At 69.5% G+C, this 17,503-nt stretch carries 14 protein-coding genes; 9 read left to right on the plus strand and 5 right to left on the minus strand.

What is annotated here, in order from left to right; genetic code table 11:
• Position 1 precedes the first annotated feature (1 nt).
• From ACIA8Q_RS05175 to rodA, 7 genes are all read left to right on the plus strand, one after another.
• On the plus strand, positions 2-352 hold the full coding sequence (locus ACIA8Q_RS05175; RefSeq protein WP_360211566.1) for a DUF4233 domain-containing protein: 351 nt from the start codon (positions 2-4) through the stop codon (positions 350-352).
• A 109-nt stretch (positions 353-461) separates the two neighbouring features.
• A complete protein-coding gene (gene ndk / locus ACIA8Q_RS05180; protein WP_360211564.1) occupies positions 462-875 on the plus strand; it encodes a nucleoside-diphosphate kinase in 414 nt (137 codons plus the stop codon).
• 319 nt (positions 876-1,194) lie between these two features.
• Entirely contained in the window at positions 1,195-2,220 is a 1,026-nt protein-coding gene (locus ACIA8Q_RS05185) for a rod shape-determining protein (RefSeq protein WP_030256393.1), read from the plus strand.
• Between the two features lie 95 nt (positions 2,221-2,315).
• Positions 2,316-3,263 carry a rod shape-determining protein MreC gene (gene mreC, locus ACIA8Q_RS05190; protein ID WP_360211562.1) on the plus strand — a complete coding sequence of 316 codons (948 nt, stop codon included), beginning with the start codon at positions 2,316-2,318 and terminating at the stop codon, positions 3,261-3,263.
• A gap of 3 nt (positions 3,264-3,266) precedes the next feature.
• On the plus strand, positions 3,267-3,908 hold the full coding sequence (gene mreD / locus ACIA8Q_RS05195; protein WP_360211560.1) for a rod shape-determining protein MreD: 642 nt from the start codon (positions 3,267-3,269) through the stop codon (positions 3,906-3,908).
• Between the two features lie 57 nt (positions 3,909-3,965).
• The gene (mrdA, locus tag ACIA8Q_RS05200) at positions 3,966-6,299 is read left to right on the plus strand and encodes a penicillin-binding protein 2 (protein ID WP_360211558.1); all 2,334 of its coding nucleotides are present in this window, start codon (positions 3,966-3,968) and stop codon (positions 6,297-6,299) included.
• On the plus strand, positions 6,296-7,495 hold the full coding sequence (gene rodA / locus ACIA8Q_RS05205) for a rod shape-determining protein RodA (RefSeq protein ID WP_360211556.1): 1,200 nt from the start codon (positions 6,296-6,298) through the stop codon (positions 7,493-7,495). The genes mrdA and rodA overlap by 4 nt, the downstream gene beginning before the upstream one ends.
• 129 nt (positions 7,496-7,624) lie before the next feature.
• Here rodA and ACIA8Q_RS05210 read toward each other — a convergent pair whose 3' ends face one another.
• The gene (locus ACIA8Q_RS05210) at positions 7,625-8,917 is read right to left on the minus strand and encodes a M14 family zinc carboxypeptidase (RefSeq protein WP_387897602.1); all 1,293 of its coding nucleotides are present in this window, start codon (positions 8,915-8,917) and stop codon (positions 7,625-7,627) included.
• Positions 8,918-9,397: 480 nt separating this feature from the next.
• On the opposite strand from ACIA8Q_RS05210, the gene ACIA8Q_RS05215 reads away from it, so the two are divergent.
• Complete coding sequence (locus ACIA8Q_RS05215; RefSeq protein ID WP_360211552.1) at positions 9,398-11,341, plus strand: TIGR03960 family B12-binding radical SAM protein; 1,944 nt, start codon at positions 9,398-9,400, stop codon at positions 11,339-11,341.
• A 424-nt stretch (positions 11,342-11,765) separates the two neighbouring features.
• On the opposite strand, the gene ACIA8Q_RS05220 is transcribed toward ACIA8Q_RS05215, so the two are convergent.
• Complete coding sequence (locus tag ACIA8Q_RS05220) at positions 11,766-12,107, minus strand: hypothetical protein (RefSeq protein WP_360211550.1); 342 nt, start codon at positions 12,105-12,107, stop codon at positions 11,766-11,768.
• A gap of 632 nt (positions 12,108-12,739) precedes the next feature.
• Positions 12,740-13,450, minus strand: a complete 711-nt coding sequence (locus tag ACIA8Q_RS05225) for a hypothetical protein (protein ID WP_360211548.1) — start codon at positions 13,448-13,450, stop codon at positions 12,740-12,742.
• A 405-nt stretch (positions 13,451-13,855) separates the two neighbouring features.
• Between ACIA8Q_RS05225 and ACIA8Q_RS05230 the strand changes: the two genes are divergently transcribed.
• Positions 13,856-15,208 carry a hypothetical protein gene (locus tag ACIA8Q_RS05230; RefSeq protein WP_360211546.1) on the plus strand — a complete coding sequence of 451 codons (1,353 nt, stop codon included), beginning with the start codon at positions 13,856-13,858 and terminating at the stop codon, positions 15,206-15,208.
• Between the two features lie 104 nt (positions 15,209-15,312).
• On the opposite strand, the gene ACIA8Q_RS05235 is transcribed toward ACIA8Q_RS05230, so the two are convergent.
• Positions 15,313-16,065: a creatininase family protein gene (locus ACIA8Q_RS05235; RefSeq protein WP_396316783.1), complete on the minus strand. Its 753-nt coding sequence runs from the start codon at positions 16,063-16,065 to the stop codon at positions 15,313-15,315.
• Positions 16,066-16,072: 7 nt separating this feature from the next.
• Positions 16,073-17,377 carry a hypothetical protein gene (locus ACIA8Q_RS05240; protein WP_396316784.1) on the minus strand — a complete coding sequence of 435 codons (1,305 nt, stop codon included), beginning with the start codon at positions 17,375-17,377 and terminating at the stop codon, positions 16,073-16,075.
• Positions 17,378-17,503 lie beyond the last annotated feature (126 nt).

The following is a 17,503-nucleotide window of genomic DNA, read 5'->3' on the forward strand; positions in this document are numbered from 1 at the left end:
CATGAGGACGCTCTGTTCCTCGACGCTGATCGGCGAGGCGCTGCTGATCATGTTCGCCGCGCTGGTCGCGATGCAGCTCTCCGACGTCTCCACCGCCACCGTGTGGATCGTCAGCGGCATCGCGATGGCGCTGTGCGTGCTGCTCTGCGGCATGATCAACCGGCCCGGTGCGGTCCAGATCGGCTGGGCGCTCCAGATCGGACTGGTCGCCAGCGGCCTCGTCCTGCCGACGATGTTCGTGCTCGGCCTGGTCTTCGCCGGCCTGTGGTGGTGCTCGGTGCACTACGGCCGCAAGGTGGACGCGTTCAAGGCCGCCCGCGCGGCCGCGGAGGCGGCCGTCGCCGGCGTCTGAAGGTCCGGACCAGCGGGCGGACCCGCCGCTCACGCAAGGTAACCTCTGGCGTGTCGGCCCCCGCTCGTCGAACCGACTTCCGCCGAACCGAATCCCCAGGAGACGCACCGTGTCCCAGCGCACTCTGGTCCTGCTCAAGCCCGACGCCGTCCGCCGCGGCCTGGCCGGCGAGATCATCAGCCGCATCGAGCGCAAGGCCGGCTGGCGGCTCACCGCGGCCGAGCTGCGCACCTTCGACCGGGCGACGCTGGAGCAGCACTACGAGGAGCACGTCGGGCGCCCGTTCTACGAGCCGCTGCTGGAGTTCATGACCTCCGGCCCGTCGATCGCCCTGATCGTCGAGGGCGAGGAGGTCGTGAAGGGCATCCGGATGCTGGCCGGTGCGACCAACCCGCTGGAGGCCGGCGCCGGTACCATCCGCGGCGACTACGCGACGATCACCCGCGAGAACCTGATCCACGCCTCGGACTCCCCGGAGTCGGCCGAGCGCGAGATCAAGATCTTCTTCCCGGCCCACGCCTGAGCCGGTCCGGGCGACACGCCCGGGGACCTCGGGGCTGCCCCGGTCGGGACCATTGGCCCGGCCGGGGCATTCTTATCGTGAAATAAGCAACCAGGGGCGCCGACACGGCGTCCCAATGCTCGGAGAAGCGATCACGCTCCGGACAATGGACGGTATGCCCCACGTCGACGTCCGTACCGCGCGGCGTGACTACGATGGACGCGACTCAAGGGCCCGGTAAGGCAGCTCAGCTGGTCTCCGCCCCCGTGCGGGCGCGCGCTCTCGTCCACCCCCCATGAACTCCGAGCCCGGGAAGGCACCTCACCCCATGGCGAGCAACCTGTCGTTCATCGGCCGCGACTTGGCGATCGACCTTGGAACTGCCAACACGCTGGTGTACGTCCGGGGCAAGGGGATCGTCCTCAACGAGCCGTCCGTCGTCGCGGTGAACACCAACACCGGCGGCATCCTCGCGGTCGGCGCCGAGGCCAAGAAGATGATCGGCCGCACCCCGGGCAACATCGTCGCCATCCGCCCGCTCAAGGACGGCGTGATCGCCGACTTCGAGATCACCGAGCGGATGCTCCGCTACTTCATCCTCAAGATCCACCGCCGCCGCTACCTCGCCCGCCCGCGGGTCGTGGTCTGCGTCCCCTCCGGCATCACCGGCGTCGAGCGCCGCGCCGTCATCGAGGCCTCCTCCCAGGCCGGCGCCCGCCAGGTCCACATCATCGAGGAACCGATGGCCGCCGCCATCGGCGCAGGCCTGCCCGTCCACGAGGCCACCGGCAACATGGTCGTCGACATCGGCGGCGGCACCACCGAGGTCGCCGTCATCTCCCTCGGCGGCATCGTCACCGCCCAGTCCATCCGGGTCGCCGGCGACGAACTGGACAACGCGATCGTCCAGCACATCAAGAAGGAGTACTCGCTGCTCCTCGGCGAGCGCAGCGCCGAGCAGATCAAGATGAGCATCGGCAGCGCCTTCGGCCTGGAGGGCGAGAAGGACGAGCACGCCGAGATCCGCGGCCGCGACCTCGTCAGCGGCCTGCCCAAGACCGTGGTCATCTCCGCCGCCGAGGTCCGCGAGGCCATCGACGAACCGGTCAACTCGATCATCGACGCGGTGAAGACCACCCTCGACCAGTGCCCGCCCGAGCTGGCCGGCGACGTCATGGACCGCGGCATCGTGCTCACCGGCGGCGGCGCCCTGCTGCGCGGCCTCGACGAGCGGCTGCGCCGCGAGACCGGCATGCCGATCCACATCGCCGAGAACCCGCTCGACTCCGTCGCGCTCGGCTCCGGCAAGTGCGTCGAGGAGTTCGAGGCGCTCCAGCAGGTACTGGACGCCCAGCCGCGCCGTTAGCACCGACGAGACATCCGACACTCAACTGAACGGGCCGCCGCCCGAGCCCCACAGCCCGGGCGGCCGGCCAGGTACGAAGGGGCAGTACCAGCACCGTGAGGGACACACGAGAGAGCCGGCTGCTGCTCATCCTGCTGGTGGCGGTCGCCTTCGCACTCATCACCGTGGACATCAAGGGCGGTGAGGACTCCCCGCTCGGCGGCGCCCGGCACGCCGCCGCCAGCGTCCTCGGCCCGGTCGAACGGGGCGCCGCCACCGTCGTCGACCCCGTCGCCGACACCGTCCGCGCCTTCCGCGACGCCGCCACCGACAGCGGCCGCACCGACCAGCTCGCCCGCGAGAACACCGAACTGCGGCAGAAGCTGGCCTCCTCCGACATGGCCACCGGGCGCACCAAGCAGCTCGACGACCTGCTGCGCACCGCCGGTACCGGCGGCTACACCGTCAAGGCCGCCCAGGTCATCGCGATCGGCCCGGCCCAGGGCTTCTCCTGGACCATCACCATCGACGCCGGCAGCGACGACGGACTCGCCCGCGACATGACCGTCATCAACGGACAGGGCCTGGTCGGCCGGATCACCACCGTCGCCCCGACCACCGCCACCGTGCTGCTCGCCTCCGACCCCGGCTTCTCGGCCGGCACCCGGCTGGAGGGCAGCGGCGAGATCGGCTTCGCCTCCGGCGGCGGCACCAGCCCGATGAAGGTCTCGCTGCTCAACGGCAAGGCCCAGGTCAAGAACGGCGACCGGCTGGTCACCTTCGGCTCGCAGAGCGGCCGCCCCTTCGTGCCCGGCGTGCCGGTCGGCAAGGTGGTCGAAGTCGAGGCCACCCCGGGCCAGCTGACCAAGACCATCATGGTCGAGCCCTTCGTCCAGTTCACCCGGCTGGACCTGGTCGGCGTGGTGGTCGTACCGCCGCGCACCGACCCGCGCGACGGCGTCCTGCCGCCGGCCCAGGCCCAGAGCCCGGCCGCCGCACCCGCCCAGGGACAGGCCCCGGCCGCCTCCGCCGCCCCGCCCGCCAAGCCCACTGGGGGGAACTGAGCCATGCGCCTCGCCCGCATCCCCGTCTCCGCCGTCCTGATCCTGCTCGGCCTGATCCTGCAGGTCAGCGTCTTCGGGCGGCTCCAGCTGCCGGGGGCCACCCCGGACATACTGCTGCTCGTCGTGGTCGGCCTCGCCATGGTCTACGGGCCGTCCGGCGGCTGCCTGGTCGGCTTCTCGGCCGGCCTGCTGGCCGACCTCGCCCCGCCCTCCGACCACGCGATCGGCCGCTACGCCCTGGTGCTCTGCCTGATGGGCTACGCCGCCGGGCTGCTGCGCCCGGAGCACGGCCGCCAGCGGTCCGTCTCCAGCGCGCTGCTGGTGGTGGCCGCCGCGGCGGTCGCCTCCACCCTGCTCTACGCGATGGTCGGCGCCCTCGTCGGCGACACCGCCGCCCGGCACGTCGGCCTCGGCGGCCTGGTGATCAGCGCCCTGCTGTACGACCTGCTGCTGGCGCCCTTCGTGGTGCCGCTGGTCATGCTCGTCGGCCGCCGCTTCGGGCGCGACCCGGTGACCGCCGCCAGCGGCGACGACGAGGGCGGCCCCGGCCTGGGCACGCTGGCCCGCTACCGCACCACGCGCGAGGTCTCGACCGGCCCGTCCTACAAGAAGCGCCGCGTGCCCGGCTTCGCCAAGCGCCCGTAACCGGCCCCGCCCCGGCCCCCGACCTCCCGACTTCCCGCACCCAGGAGCGCACGAGACGTGAGCAACATCCCCGAGACCGGCCGTACCCGGCGGGTGACGATCCGTCTGGTGGTGCTGCAGATCCTGGTGCTGTCGCTGCTCGCCACCCTCGGCGGACGGCTCTGGTACCTGCAGATCCGCAACGCCAGCGTCTACACCGCCAAGGCGACCGGCAACCACATCCGCGAGGTCGTCGAACCGGCCGTCCGCGGCGAGATCCTGGACGCCTCCGGGCGGATCCTGGCCGGCAACGAGACCCGGCTGGTGGTCTCCGTCAGCCGCACCTCGCTGCTGCAGCAGAAGGACGGCGGCAAGGCCGTGCTCACCCGGCTCGCCGAGGTGCTGGGCATGCCCGCCAAGGACGTGCAGGAGAAGGTCCGGCTCTGCGACGCCAAGACCCCGCAGCCCTGCTGGAACGGCTCGCCCTACCAGCCGATCCCGGTCACCAAGGAGGCGACCACCCAGCAGGCGATGCAGATAATGGAGCGCCGCGAGGACTTCCCCGGGATCACCGCGCAGCCCACCGCCGTGCGCCGCTACACCGGTGCCGAGGGCGCCAACATGGCCCAGGTGCTGGGCTACCTCTCGCCGGTCACCGACGAGGAGGTCAGCAAGACCGCCGACAAGACCGGCCTGGACCGCTACCTGCCGGCCGACCAGATCGGCCGGGCCGGCCTGGAGTCGGTCTACGACCGCGACCTGCGCGGCACCGCCGGCATCACCCAGCTCGAGGTGGACAACCTCGGCCGGGTCATCGGCACCGCCGGCACCGCGGCCCCGCAGACCGGCAACAACCTGGTCACCAGCATCGACGCCCGGGTGCAGAAGGTGGTCGAGGACAACCTGGCCCAGGCGATGGCCGACGCCCGGAAGACCTTCGACAAGGTCACCAACCGCAACTACGAGGCCGACTCCGGCGCCGCCGTCGTGATGGACGTGCACACCGGGCGGATCGTCGCGATGGCCAGCGCACCGACCTACGACCCCAACCTCTGGGTCGGCGGCATCACCGGCAAGGACTACCAGTCGCTGACCAGCAAGGACTCCAACTTCCCGCTGCTGAACCGGGCCATACAGGGTCAGTCCGCCCCCGGCTCGACCTTCAAGGTCATCTCCACCACCGCCGCCGTGCAGGCCGGCTACTCGCTCGACGGCCGGTACGACTGCCCGAAGAGCATGACCATCGGCGGCCGCGAGTTCAAGAACTTCGAGAGCGAGAACTTCGGCGCGATCTCCCTGGAGAAGGCCCTGGAGGTCTCCTGCGACACCGTCTTCTACGGCCTCGCCTACGACCAGTGGATGAAGGACGGCGGCATCAAGCCGAAGAAGGACCCGGGCGACTGGTTCTTCAAGACCGCCCACCAGTTCGGCCTCGGCGCCAAGACCGGCATCGACCTGCCCAGCGAGGTCACCGGACGGGTGCCGGACCGGCAGTGGAAGCAGTCCTTCTTCGACAACAACAAGGACGCCTGGTGCAAGCAGGCGGAGAAGGGCGGCACCAGCTTCTCCGACCAGATCGCCCGGGAGAACTGCGTCGACGGCTACCAGATGCGCGCCGGTGACGCCGTCAACTTCGCGATCGGCCAGGGCGACACGCTCGTCACCCCGGTCCAGATGGCCCGGATCTACTCGGCGCTGGCCAACGGCGGCACCTTCTACCGGCCGACCGTCGCCAAGGCCGTGATAAGCCCGAGCGGGGATCTCGTCCGCGAGATCGCCCCGCACGAGGACGCCAAGTTCCCCGGCGACCAGAAGCTGCTGAGCTACATCGACCAGGCCACCGCGGGCGTCATCACCAGCGGCACCGCGGCCTGGAAGTTCGCCGGGGCCGGCTGGCCGCAGAACAAGATCGAGCTGCACGCCAAGACCGGCACCGCCGAGGTCGAGGGCAAGCAGACCACCTCCTGGCTGACCACGTACAGCAAGGACTACGCGGTCGTCATGACGATAAGCCAGGGCGGCACGGGCTCCGGCGGCTCGGGTGACGCGATCCGACGGATCTACCAGGCCCTCTACGGCGTCGACGACAAGGGCAACATCGACAACGGCAAGGCGCTGCTGCCCGCGCCGCAGACCGAGCTGCCGAAGTTCAACCCGGACGGCACCGCCGTCATCAAGCCCGCCGCGTACACCGTCACCGCCGACCCCGCGCGCGGCACCGCCGCCGACCCGGCCCTGCCGGGCGCCGCGCAGGCCGCTCCCGCGCCGCTGACCCTGTCGGCCGTGCAGGACCTGCCGGCCGCGGCCCCGGCCTTCCTCGACCCGCCGCAGCCGGCCGACCGGCCCGTCCTCGGCACCGCGGCCGGCGCCGCACTCGAACCGAACCGCGGCCCGGGAAGGGGGCGGGCATGACCTCCTACGGCTCGTACCGGCAGCTGCGGCTGGCCCCGCAGCGCAGCGGGGTCTCCAAGGCCCTCGCCAAGGACTCCCCGCTCTGGCGGCTGGACTGGATACTGCTGCTGGCCGCGCTGGCCCTCTCGCTCGGCAGCTCGCTGCTGGTCTGGTCCGCCACCCGCGGACGCGACTCGCTCACCCACGGCGACCCGCAGTACTTCCTGTACCGGCACCTCACCAACCTGGTGGTCGGGCTGGTCCTGTGCGCGGTGGTGATAGGCATAGGGAGTCGGCGCTTCCGCACGCTGGTGCCGTTCCTGTACGTCGGCGTGATCCTCATGCTGCTCGCCACGCTCAGCCCGCTCGGCTCGACCATCAACGGAGCGCACTCCTGGATCCAGCTGGGCGGCGGCTTCTCGATCCAGCCCGCCGAGTTCGCGAAGCTGGCGATCGTGCTCGCGATGGCGGTCGTGCTGTCGGACCAGGTGGACGCCGGGGAGCGGGAGTACCCCTCGCACCGGGCGGTGTTCCGCGGCCTGGTCTGGGCCTGCCTGCCGATGTGCATAGTGCTGCTGATGCCGGACGCCGGCTCGGTGATGGTGATGGCCGCGATCGTGCTGGGCATCCTGCTCGGCTCGGGCGCCGCCAACCGCTGGGTGCTCGGGCTGCTCCTGGCCGGCGCGGGCGGCTGCGTGGCCATCTGGAAGCTCGGCGTGCTCAGCAAGTACCAGATCGACCGCTTCGCCGCCTTCGCCAACCCGCAGCTGGACCCGTCCGGCGTGGGCTACAACACCGCGCAGGCCAGGATCGCGATCGGCTCGGGCGGCCTGACCGGCAAGGGGCTCTTCCACGGGACGCAGACCACCGGGCAGTTCGTTCCGGAGCAGCAGACCGACTTCGTGTTCACGGTGGCCGGCGAGGAGCTCGGCTTCGTCGGCGCGCTGGCGATCATCGTGCTGGTCGGCGTGGTGCTGTGGCGGGCCTGCCGGATCGCCCGCCAGGCGACCGACCTGTACGGGACGATCGTGGCGGCCGGGATCATCGCCTGGTTCTCCTTCCAGGCCTTCGAGAACATCGGGATGTGCCTGGGCATCATGCCGGTGGCCGGCATCCCGCTGCCCTTCGTCTCCTACGGCGGGTCGTCGATGTTCGCGGTCTGGCTCGCGGTCGGGCTGTTGCAGGCGGTGCGCAGCCAGCGGCCGATAGCGGCCTGACCGGCACGTCGGCCCGCCGGCGCGGCCGGCCCGTTCACCGGGGCCGGTCCGGGAGTCCTCCCGGGCCGGCCCTCGGCGTTCCCGCCCGGTCGTGCGCCCCCACGGGGGCCGGCGGCCGGGCGGGCGCGGTCAGAGCAGGCAGTCGGCGGCCGCCAGCACCGTCCTGGTCTGGTGGGCGACCTGCGTGCGCACCGGCACCCACTGCGCGCCGAACCCGGCCCGCAGCCGGTCCAGGCTCTCGGCGGCCACCGCCCCGGCGCGGACCCGGGCCGCCTCCACCGCCGGACCGCCGGTGTCCGCCAGCAACCGCAGCAGCATCGACGCCACCCGCAGCGGGATCCGGGCCGCCACGATCCCGGCCGCCGTCACCCGGGACACCGTGAGCGGCTCCGCGCACCAGCGCGCCACCCACTCGTCCGCCACCGCCGGGCAGACCTCCAGGGTGAACTCCGCCGCGCGCACCAGCTCGCCGTGCGCCGCCCGGGTGTGCGGGGGCACCAGCGCCAGCAGGCCGGACAGCTCCTCGGCGCGCTCGCGCAGCGTGCGGGCCGCGTCGCCGACCGTCCGCTCCACCGCCGGGTGCGGTCGGCCGTCGGCGACCGCCTCGACGGCCCACATCGGCACCTCCAGCACGGCCGTCACCCCGCCGTGGCGCCCGGCGTAGGACCAGGTGGACAGCTCCGGGCGGTCCGGCAGCGCCCTGGATCGGTCGGCGCCGTCGGCCGAGGGCATCAGGTAGGTGCCCGGCGAGGGGCTGGCCCAGCCGATCGCGTCGAAGGAGTCGACGTCCGGCGGGATGCCCGCGCGGCGCACCGAGCAGGCGAACTGCTCGGGCAACCCCGGCACCGGAGCCGTCAGTTGGACGAAGGCACCACCGAAGTCCACGCCGTGCAGCGAGCACTGCAGGAACGGGCGCAGCTCGTCGATCAGGCCGGTCAGCACCAGGCTCTCCGGCATCGGCGGGAGGCCGGAGCCGGGGGCCGGCAGCAGTTCGGGCTGCTCGGTGAAGGAGGGGCGGAAGAAGTGCTCGTAGTGCCGGTCCATGGTGAGCGGGCCGTCCAGCCAGCCCGCGTTGAGCGCGGCGCCGTCCGGGTCCAGGCAGAGCAGCAGGTGCCAGGAGACCCCCGGCCGGGCCGGGCGGTCCAGCAGCAGCCCGGCCAGCCGCAGCGCGCTGGCCGTCCCCACCGGCTCGTTCGGGTGCGGCCCGCCGACCACCAGGACCGCGCGCGGCCCCCGGTCGACGGAGAGCAGCAGCAGCGGGCGCCCGGCCCGGGAGCGGCCCGCCTCGCGCAGCCGGCACCGCTCGGGGTGGCGCAGCGCGAGCCGCCGTGCCGCGGCCTCCGTCTGTGCCGCGGTGGGGTAGCGGGCCGGCCGGGTGTCGAGGGGCCGGGAGGGACGGATCCGCCGGTCGGTGTCGGTCATGGTTCTCCTTGGGCGTCCTTCCGGTGCACCCGCGGGCCCCGGTCGCCGGGCCGCCGGGGAGCGGGCCGCACCGCCGGACGCGGCCTGCGCAGCCGGGGACGGGGGCGCTGCGGGCCGGGAACGGGTCGCCGGGGTGAGGGAGTCGGCGAGGGCCTGAGCGTACGGCCCAACTCCCCTGTCCGGAAGGGGTGCAGAGGTCTCTGACGGCGCCCTGTCAGTACCGCACGGGCGCTCCGGACATGTCAACGGCGGACGGCGCGGGCCGGCGGGCGCGCACTGCGCGTGCCGGGGGCGGGCGCCCGCGGGGAGGGTCGCGCCGGAGCGCGGGTGGGGCTCCGGCGCGGGAGCGGGGCGGGAGCGGGGCGCGGTGTGCGGCCGGAAGGCCGTTCCCCGGATTGGGCTACCCTTGAGGGTCACCCCTCCCAGCCGTCGCCTGTCGATGCGCGCGGCACCGAATCACGTCGTAAGGGTTCCTAGTACATGACTGTCGAATCGGTCTTCCCACGCCTGGAGGCCCTCCTCCCGCACGTCCAGAAGCCGATCCAGTACGTCGGCGGCGAGCTGAACTCGACCGTCAAGGACTGGGACGCCTGCGACGTCCGCTGGGCGCTGATGTACCCCGACGCCTACGAGGTCGGCCTGCCCAACCAGGGCGTCATGATCCTCTACGAGGTGCTCAACGAGCGCGAGGGCGTGCTCGCCGAGCGCACCTACAGCGTGTGGCCCGACCTCGAGGCGCTGATGCGCGAGCACCGGGTCCCGCAGTTCACCGTGGACGCGCACCGCCCGGTCAAGGCCTTCGACGTCTTCGGGCTGTCGTTCTCCACCGAGCTCGGCTACACCAACATGCTGACCGCGCTCGACCTGGCCGGCATCCCGCTGGAGTCCAGGGACCGCACCGACGAGGACCCGATCGTCCTGGCGGGCGGCCACGCGGCCTTCAACCCCGAGCCGATCGCGGACTTCATCGACTGCGCGGTCGTCGGCGACGGCGAGCAGGCCGTGCTCGACATCACCGACATCGTGCGCGCCTGGAAGGCCGAGGGCCGCCCCGGCGGGCGCGACGAGGTGCTGCTGCGCCTGGCCCGCACCGGTGCGGTCTACGTGCCGCGGTTCTACGACGTGGAGTACCTGGCCGACGGCCGGATCGGCCGCGTCGTGCCGAACGCCCCGGGCGTGCCGTGGCGGGTGTCCAAGCACACCGTGATGGACCTCGACGAGTGGCCCTACCCGAAGCAGCCGCTCGTCCCGCTCGCCGAGACCGTCCACGAGCGGATGTCCGTGGAGATCTTCCGCGGCTGCACCCGCGGCTGCCGCTTCTGCCAGGCCGGCATGATCACGCGCCCCGTGCGGGAGCGAAGCATCACCGGCATCGGCGAGATGGTCGAGCGCGGGCTCAAGGCGACCGGCTTCGAGGAGGTCGGCCTGCTGTCGCTGTCCAGCGCCGACCACACCGAGATCGGCGACATCGCCAAGGGCCTGGCCGACCGCTACACCGACGACAAGATCGGCCTGTCGCTGCCGTCCACCCGCGTCGACGCCTTCAACATCGACCTCGCCAACGAGCTGTCCCGCAACGGTCGCCGTTCGGGCCTCACCTTCGCCCCCGAGGGCGGCAGCGAGCGCATGCGCAAGGTGATCAACAAGATGGTGTCGGAGGAGGACCTGATCCGCACCGTCGCCACCGCCTACGGCAACGGGTGGCGCCAGGTGAAGCTGTACTTCATGTGCGGCCTGCCCACCGAGACCGACGAGGACGTGCTCCAGATCGGCGAGATGGCGAAGAACGTCATCCAGAAGGGCCGCGAGGTCACCGGCCAGAACGACATCCGCTGCACCGTCTCCATCGGCGGGTTCGTGCCCAAGCCGCACACCCCGTTCCAGTGGGCCCCGCAGCTGTCCGCCGAGGACACCGACGCCCGCCTGGCCAAGCTGCGCGACTCGATCCGCGGTGACCGCAAGTACGGCAAGAACATCGGCTACCGCTACCACGACGGCAAGCCGGGCATCATCGAGGGCCTGCTCTCCCGCGGCGACCGCCGGGTCGGCGGCGTCATCCGCGCGGTCTACGAGGACGGCGGCCGCTTCGACGGCTGGCGCGAGCACTTCTCCTACGACCGCTGGATCGCCTGCGCCGAGAAGGGCCTGGCCGGCACCGGCGTCGACGTCGACTGGTACACCACCCGCGAGCGGACCTACGAGGAGGTGCTGCCCTGGGACCACCTGGACAGCGGCCTCGACAAGGACTGGCTGTGGGAGGACTGGCAGGACGCCCTGGAGGAGGTCGAGGTCGACGACTGCCGCTGGACCCCGTGCTTCGACTGCGGCGTGTGCCCCCAGATGCAGACGGCTATACAAATCGGCCCGACGGGCAAGAAGCTGCTCCCGCTGACGGTCGTCAACGCCGCTGAGCAGCAGAAATAGCCCGCAGCATGGGTGACACGGTGGACGAGCTGTGTGACTTACTTCACAGCCTTCCGGAGGGTGAGCGGGAGCTCGTCCTGGGCGCGCTCGGCATGATGCGCGCCCCGGACGGGCCCGCCCACTCCAGGAAGGCCCGGCAAGGCGGCCAGAGAACCCCTCTGCCCGCCGCCCGGAGTGCCCCGGGCATCGAGTCCTCGATCGAGTGGGTATGAGCCCCTCACGGCCTGGCAGTGCGCGATCGTCGTCAACTCTGCTGCCCGTCGGAGCTAGCCAGCATGGGCGACATGCGGGTGATCGACGTGACGACTGGACTCGGATAGCACGCCGCCCCCTGGTAGGAGCCAGGGGGCGGTCAGGGCTTCGGCCTAGTCGGACGGCGTCCGGTTTGTGATCATGAGTCGAGCATGGGGGGCGGAGAGTCCGCTCAGCCGGCGGGCGGTTGGGCGGCTGAGACAGTGACCCGGTCGCCGAAGCGGCTACGCAGGTCTGCCTGGGCGCTGGACAGATTTCCGCTGACGCCGACCTCCACCACGCCGTGGGCGAAGCTCACCTCCGAGCCGTCGCCCACCATGACGATGCTGTAGTCGCTCGTGTGCCCTATCAGTGCCGTGACCTGGGTGCGGGTGGCGGCCAGCTCGCTGATCGAGCGCGGAGCATCGCGCAGGTCGATACGCACGCTCAGACCCAGGTGAGCGAGGGCGGCGTCGAAGCTGCCACCGCCCGGCTTCCGGTAGACGATGACGCAACCATCCGGAACATCCACCACCAGGCCTGTGAAGACATCCTGGTAGGAGCTACTGAGGTGTGAGACCGCGTCCGCGGCCGTGTCCAGCTGCTGCTGGTCCGGTCGGCCTGAGCTCGGCGTAGAGCTTACGGTGACGCTCGGCGTAGGGCTTACGGCGACGGCAGACGGGGCGGCACTCGTCGGCACAGGAGCGGACGGCGTGACATTGGTCTGTCCAGCACAGGCTGCGCATGCCAGCAGAGCGGTCAAGGCCAGGGTGCCAGCGGTCAAGCGTATCGGCGTTGGGGTGCGGGGCATCGATCCAGCCTTACTTTATCGGCGACGGTTGGTGATCGTAAGCGGGCGCGAAGCAACATGAGTAAAAGGTGGGCACGGCTTCCAAGATCATGGAGTTCTCTGCGCCGCGTGACCTGAGGGAGACTCCAGCCTGCCGAGGCATCACCCCCGATTCCGGCCGCCCCTAGCAGCCTGGGGCGGCTGCTAGGAAGTGCCTTGCCCGCTAGAGCGGCTGACCCAGGTACCGGACTCCCGTGATTCGCGTGGAGTGCGGTATGCGCTGGCCATGGTCCTCGTCCTGACAAGCGTGCGCGGTGCTGATCGGGTCGACCTTGCTGTCGGCGGTCGGTGGGTTTCAGCTCGGCCACCGCGCTGACTCACGAGTGGTGCAGGCCCTCGGCCACTCGTAGCAGCTCCTCATCGGAGAGCGACGCTGGCCGACCGCTGGAGACGGTGTAGGTATAGGTTCCGTCCGACCAAATGATCGAACGCGGCCCAGAGGTCGGTGAGCCGCTGACGTATGTGGCAGGGTGCCCGCCAACTGTGGCCTGCGCCTGTCCCTGGCCTGAGGTCTCGTCCCCTCGGGTTTGGGTGATGAGCAGACGGGAGCCTGCTTGCGCTCCTGTCCCGTGCTGGTATCCAGTGGTCCAGGTGGGCACGCCGGCGGGGGGCTGGGCCAGACCAGGGAGGTAGGGCACGGGGTCCGTGTCGGGATGGTCGTAGCCGGGGGGCAGGTAGGTCGGCTTTGCCAGCTCTTGGCCGTCGAGGTACGCAACGGGCTGGTTCGTTACCGCGTCTATCAGTGGCCGTGATGCCAGGGGTGCACTGAGGTGGGTGCTGATCCGAGAAGAGCCGCCTTCGGGGCACTGATACGTCGGTCCCTTGAAGCCCTTGCGGTGCAGCAGAATCTCGACCCGGTCGTTGCTCTGGCGCGTTACGAGGTCTGGTTCCTGCTCGCACTGCCATTCAACGGCCAACGTGATCGTCTGGCCGTCCGCGCTCACCAGCATTCGACCCGTCGCCGCGGCATCGTAGGTGTGCCACTTCGCGGGCAGCCACCACGTTTCAAGGGCCAACTCGAAGCCCACGACTGCCAGTACGGCTATGACGATGAAGCGTGTGCGCCTCGATAGGCGCGGCATCCAGTTAGCTCGCCTCAAGGCGCCTCCTCATAGATCAACCGCAATGCTGTCGGGCCGACGCTCACCACGTCAAGCGAGTCATCGGGGTGCCTACTAACGGACCCTGAATCCCTCAATGCACTGCCGCAGTCGGGAATATCAGATCAAACGCCTCAAACTAGACATTTTCCTGATATCTAAAAAATGGACCCAGCGTGTGGAGTATGTGAAGTTCTGTGGCAAATATATGGCATGCAGACTGCAGCTTCAATCCGTTAGGATGCGGTCGCCTGCTGCAAGATTGAGCAGGGAAGACGGCTACTGGGGGGAAGAATGAGTCCTCGAAACTTTAAGGTGCGAGGCAGAGTAGGATTGGCTGCAGCCGTTGCGCTGTCAGTGTCGATCGCTGTACCCGCCTTCGCCGCATCCGCGAGTGCGGCAGGCTCGGGTAAGGACAAGAAGCCTGTCGTCGGCACACCTGCGGCCAGCCCGCAGGTCATTGAGCTGATGAAGAAGCAGCAGGTCCTGGACAAGGTCGTAGACCAGATGACCGGCGGGCTTTCCTCTGTTGACCGGGAGAAGATACCGGGATTCTCAGAGGTTGAGGTAGACCCGGCCACGAACCACATCCGAGTCCACTGGAAGGGCACCGTTCCGAATTCGGTGCAGGGAGTCCTGAACAACCTGCCCGCAGGTGTGACGGCTGAGGTCATTCCGGCGAAGTACACCAAGGCCGAGCTGCATCAGGCGCGCGCCAAGCTGCTGAAGAACGGGAAGCCCCAGCAGCTGGCATCCAGTGTCACCGCGGCCCCGACCCGTATCACGAGCATCGCGCCGGCGGTTGACGGCAGCGGCCTGGTTGTCGGCTACGACGAAGAGCCAGTCGCCAATCGCGCCAGCGCCTTCACTCTCTCGGGGCAGCCCCCGGTGAGCGATGTGAAGCGTGATGCCAAGACCCGCGAGGTCAAGGCTGCCACCGACAGCCTTACCGGCGTTGAAACGCTGGCGAACTACGCGCCGATCGCCACCGATGCCACCCGAGGAGAGGACTCGTCTCCCTGGTGGGGTGGGGACGGGCTCCAGACTCCCGGTGGCACCATCTGCTCTAGCGGATTCGGTGTTACCCGTTCTGACGGTACGCCGCTCCTCACCACGGCTTATCACTGCGGTGACGGCACGTTCCACAACTGGTACAACGGAAATTTCGTCGGATCGACGGAGCAGCAGGACCGGCTTGATGTCGACGACATCGAAGGCATCAACACCGGGAACGCCGTAGGCAATGCTGTCTATGAAGGTCCCTGGAATCAGTCGAACGACAATGCGCGATACGTTTCCGGGTGGGGGCACAACAACGTCGGTGACTGGATCTGCCAGTCGGGCGCCAATGGCGGAACCCACTGTGGCATCAAGATTGATAAGACCGACTATTCCTTCCTAGGGAACAACATGGTCTGGCGTACGGTGGCCGACCACGCATACCAGACCGATCCCAATGACATTGCCGCGGTCAACGGCGACAGTGGAGCTCCGGTTTACTCCTACGATTCTGCCGGGAAGATTGTCGCGCGCGGCTCGCTCACCGCTCTGGACAACACCGTTAATTGCAACGGTCGGACGGTTTCCGATGGCGGATCCCGGGCGCCCTGGTGCTTCAGCGCCATGATGTATGTCCCGATCTACCAGATCCTCCACGACAAGGGTTGGACGATTAACACCGGCTGACCTGAGTTGCACCATAACAGCCCGTTGGCATAGGTCAACGGGCTGTTTGGTTTGACCTTACAAAGCTGATGCCAAGCGCCTCTAGAATTCCGTGCGAACGCGGTTCAAGCTGTCGTAGCGCTACTACGGTGCTTCGTGAACAGTGACAGGTGCGCGGCGGCTGACTTGGACAGGCTCTCAAGGACGGCTTTGCCCTTCTCGGCTGTACCGAGCGAGGGGCGGCCGATGATGCCGTTCCGGGTGTAGCCGGCCATGCCCAGGGTGAGGAGGTGGGGGCGCTCCGGGGCGTCGTGGTCGTCGCCCTCGATACCGTCGCGGACGAGGTGGGGAGCGCCGTGCAGGAGCAGGGATACCTCCAGTTCGCCGCCGTGCATGTCCTCGGCGCCTGAGCTCTCCAGGGCGGCGGCTTCGCGGGCCTGGTGCCAGTCCTCCCGAACGGGGAAGAGGGCTACGCGCGGGCCGTCGGTGTTGGCCTCCTGGACGACGTTCGAGAGGACGTAGTTGCCGCCGTGGCCGTTCACGATCAGGAGGCCGGGGGCTCCGGATGCCTGGAGCGACCTCCAGATGTCGTTGATCACGGCGTAGAGCGTGGCGGCGCTGATGCTGACGGTGCCGGGCATGTGCGCGTGCTCGTGGGAGCAGGACAGCGTGATGGGCGGCAGGAGGAACAGGTCGTAGTCGGCGGCGATCTGCTGGGCGATCAAGCTGGCCACGACCGTGTCCGTGATGAGCGGCAAGTGGTCGCCGTGCTGCTCGAAGCTGCCGACTGGCAGTACGGCGACCTTGGAGCCGCGTCGGCGTTCGTCTGCGGAAGTGGCGGCCGTGATCAGTGCGTCCATGGGCTCAGCCTCTCTCATCAGGTCGTCAGCGGTCGAGAGGAGGCGTTGTGCTCATCAGGGTCAAGCGGCCGGTGAAGGTGGCTACTTCGGGTACGGCGTGCCAGCGTTGAAGGGCCTTGCCCGCTGCGGACAGTTCGGACATCGCTCGGGCGGATTCGGTGTCGATGGCGATCGAGAGGGCCCGGCCGGCTGCGGCAGCGGCCTGTTCCGGCTCGCCGGACACTGCGTAGGCGCGCGCCAGTCGGGAGAGGTACACGCCTTGGTCGTTGCGGTAGATCGGCGGCAGCGACCGGAGTTCCGACTCGAACATGCCCACGGCGGTGCTCGGGTCGCCGAAGTCGATCAGGCAGTTCGCCCGCTGCATCTCGATGTAGGTCGGCGTGCAGTATGCGAGATCAAGCGCGTCGTCTGCGTGTGAGTCATCCGGCGCGGCGGCGAGTTCGTGAGCCTCGTCGAACTTGGCCTGGGCGAAGCGCGGGTTGCTCATGAGGGCGTGGCCCTGGGCCTCCTGCTGCGCGGCCAGGGCGCGGATACGGTGCGTGGCCCCGGCCGATCGCTGGGCGGCTCGGGCGAGACTGACGGCCTTCTGAGCGTTGCGCTGAGCGGTGGCCTGGTTGCTCTTCCGGAAGAGAACGTAAGCGGCCATGACGTCGTCGCCGCTCTCTTGGGCCCATTCCATGGCGCGGTCCGACCAGTAGAGAGCTTGGTCGAAATCCCCGAGATCTTGGTTCAGCCAGCCCAGGAACTCGGCGGTGCGGGCGCCGATCGTCAGGAGTTCGTCTCGAACACGGCCGCCGGCGTGTTGCTGAAGACGGTCGAGCAGTCCAACGTGTCGGGTCACCGCGTCGAGCGCGTGGCGGGAGCCGAGTAAGTTGGCGGCCCTGTAGTGGCCAGGCATGACCGTGCGGAGATGGCTGACGAAGAACTCCGGGTCGATCGGGGCGTTGAGGCCCTGGCCCTGAATGGCCGGCGCCGGAGCGTGGCGTCGGGGCTGCGCTGGCGCCGCCTCCTGCTCCCACGCCCGAGAAGCGAGTCCGAGCATGCGGCCAGGGATGTGCAGTCCGTCCGCGATGCGCTCGACGAGATCGATCTTCTCGATTTTGCGCTTGCCTGCCATGACCTCGCCGACCCGACTCGGCGTCATGTCACAGGCACGGGCAATGAGCGATGGGTAGATCCCGGACAGTTTGAGCAGTCGGAACACGGCGGCGAAGTCACGTGTTCGGCATGCGGTGATCATCTCTGGGTTGGACAGCAGGACCGCTGGGAGCCGGTCCGGTACGCGCGCCTCGGTCACCTCTGCCCCCGCTGTTGATCGAAGCTGCTGCACGGAAGTTGATTGCCTGTGAGTTTACCCACATTGGGTAATCAGCTTGGGTACGAAGTCCGCATTCCCTCTCGGCAGTCTGGTGTCAAGGGCCGGAACGTCCAGGTTCGGGCCTCCCATTGGGCACCG

Origin of the sequence: Kitasatospora sp. NPDC051705 (assembly GCF_044453265.1) — a bacterium.
GTDB lineage: Bacteria > Actinomycetota > Actinomycetes > Streptomycetales > Streptomycetaceae > Kitasatospora.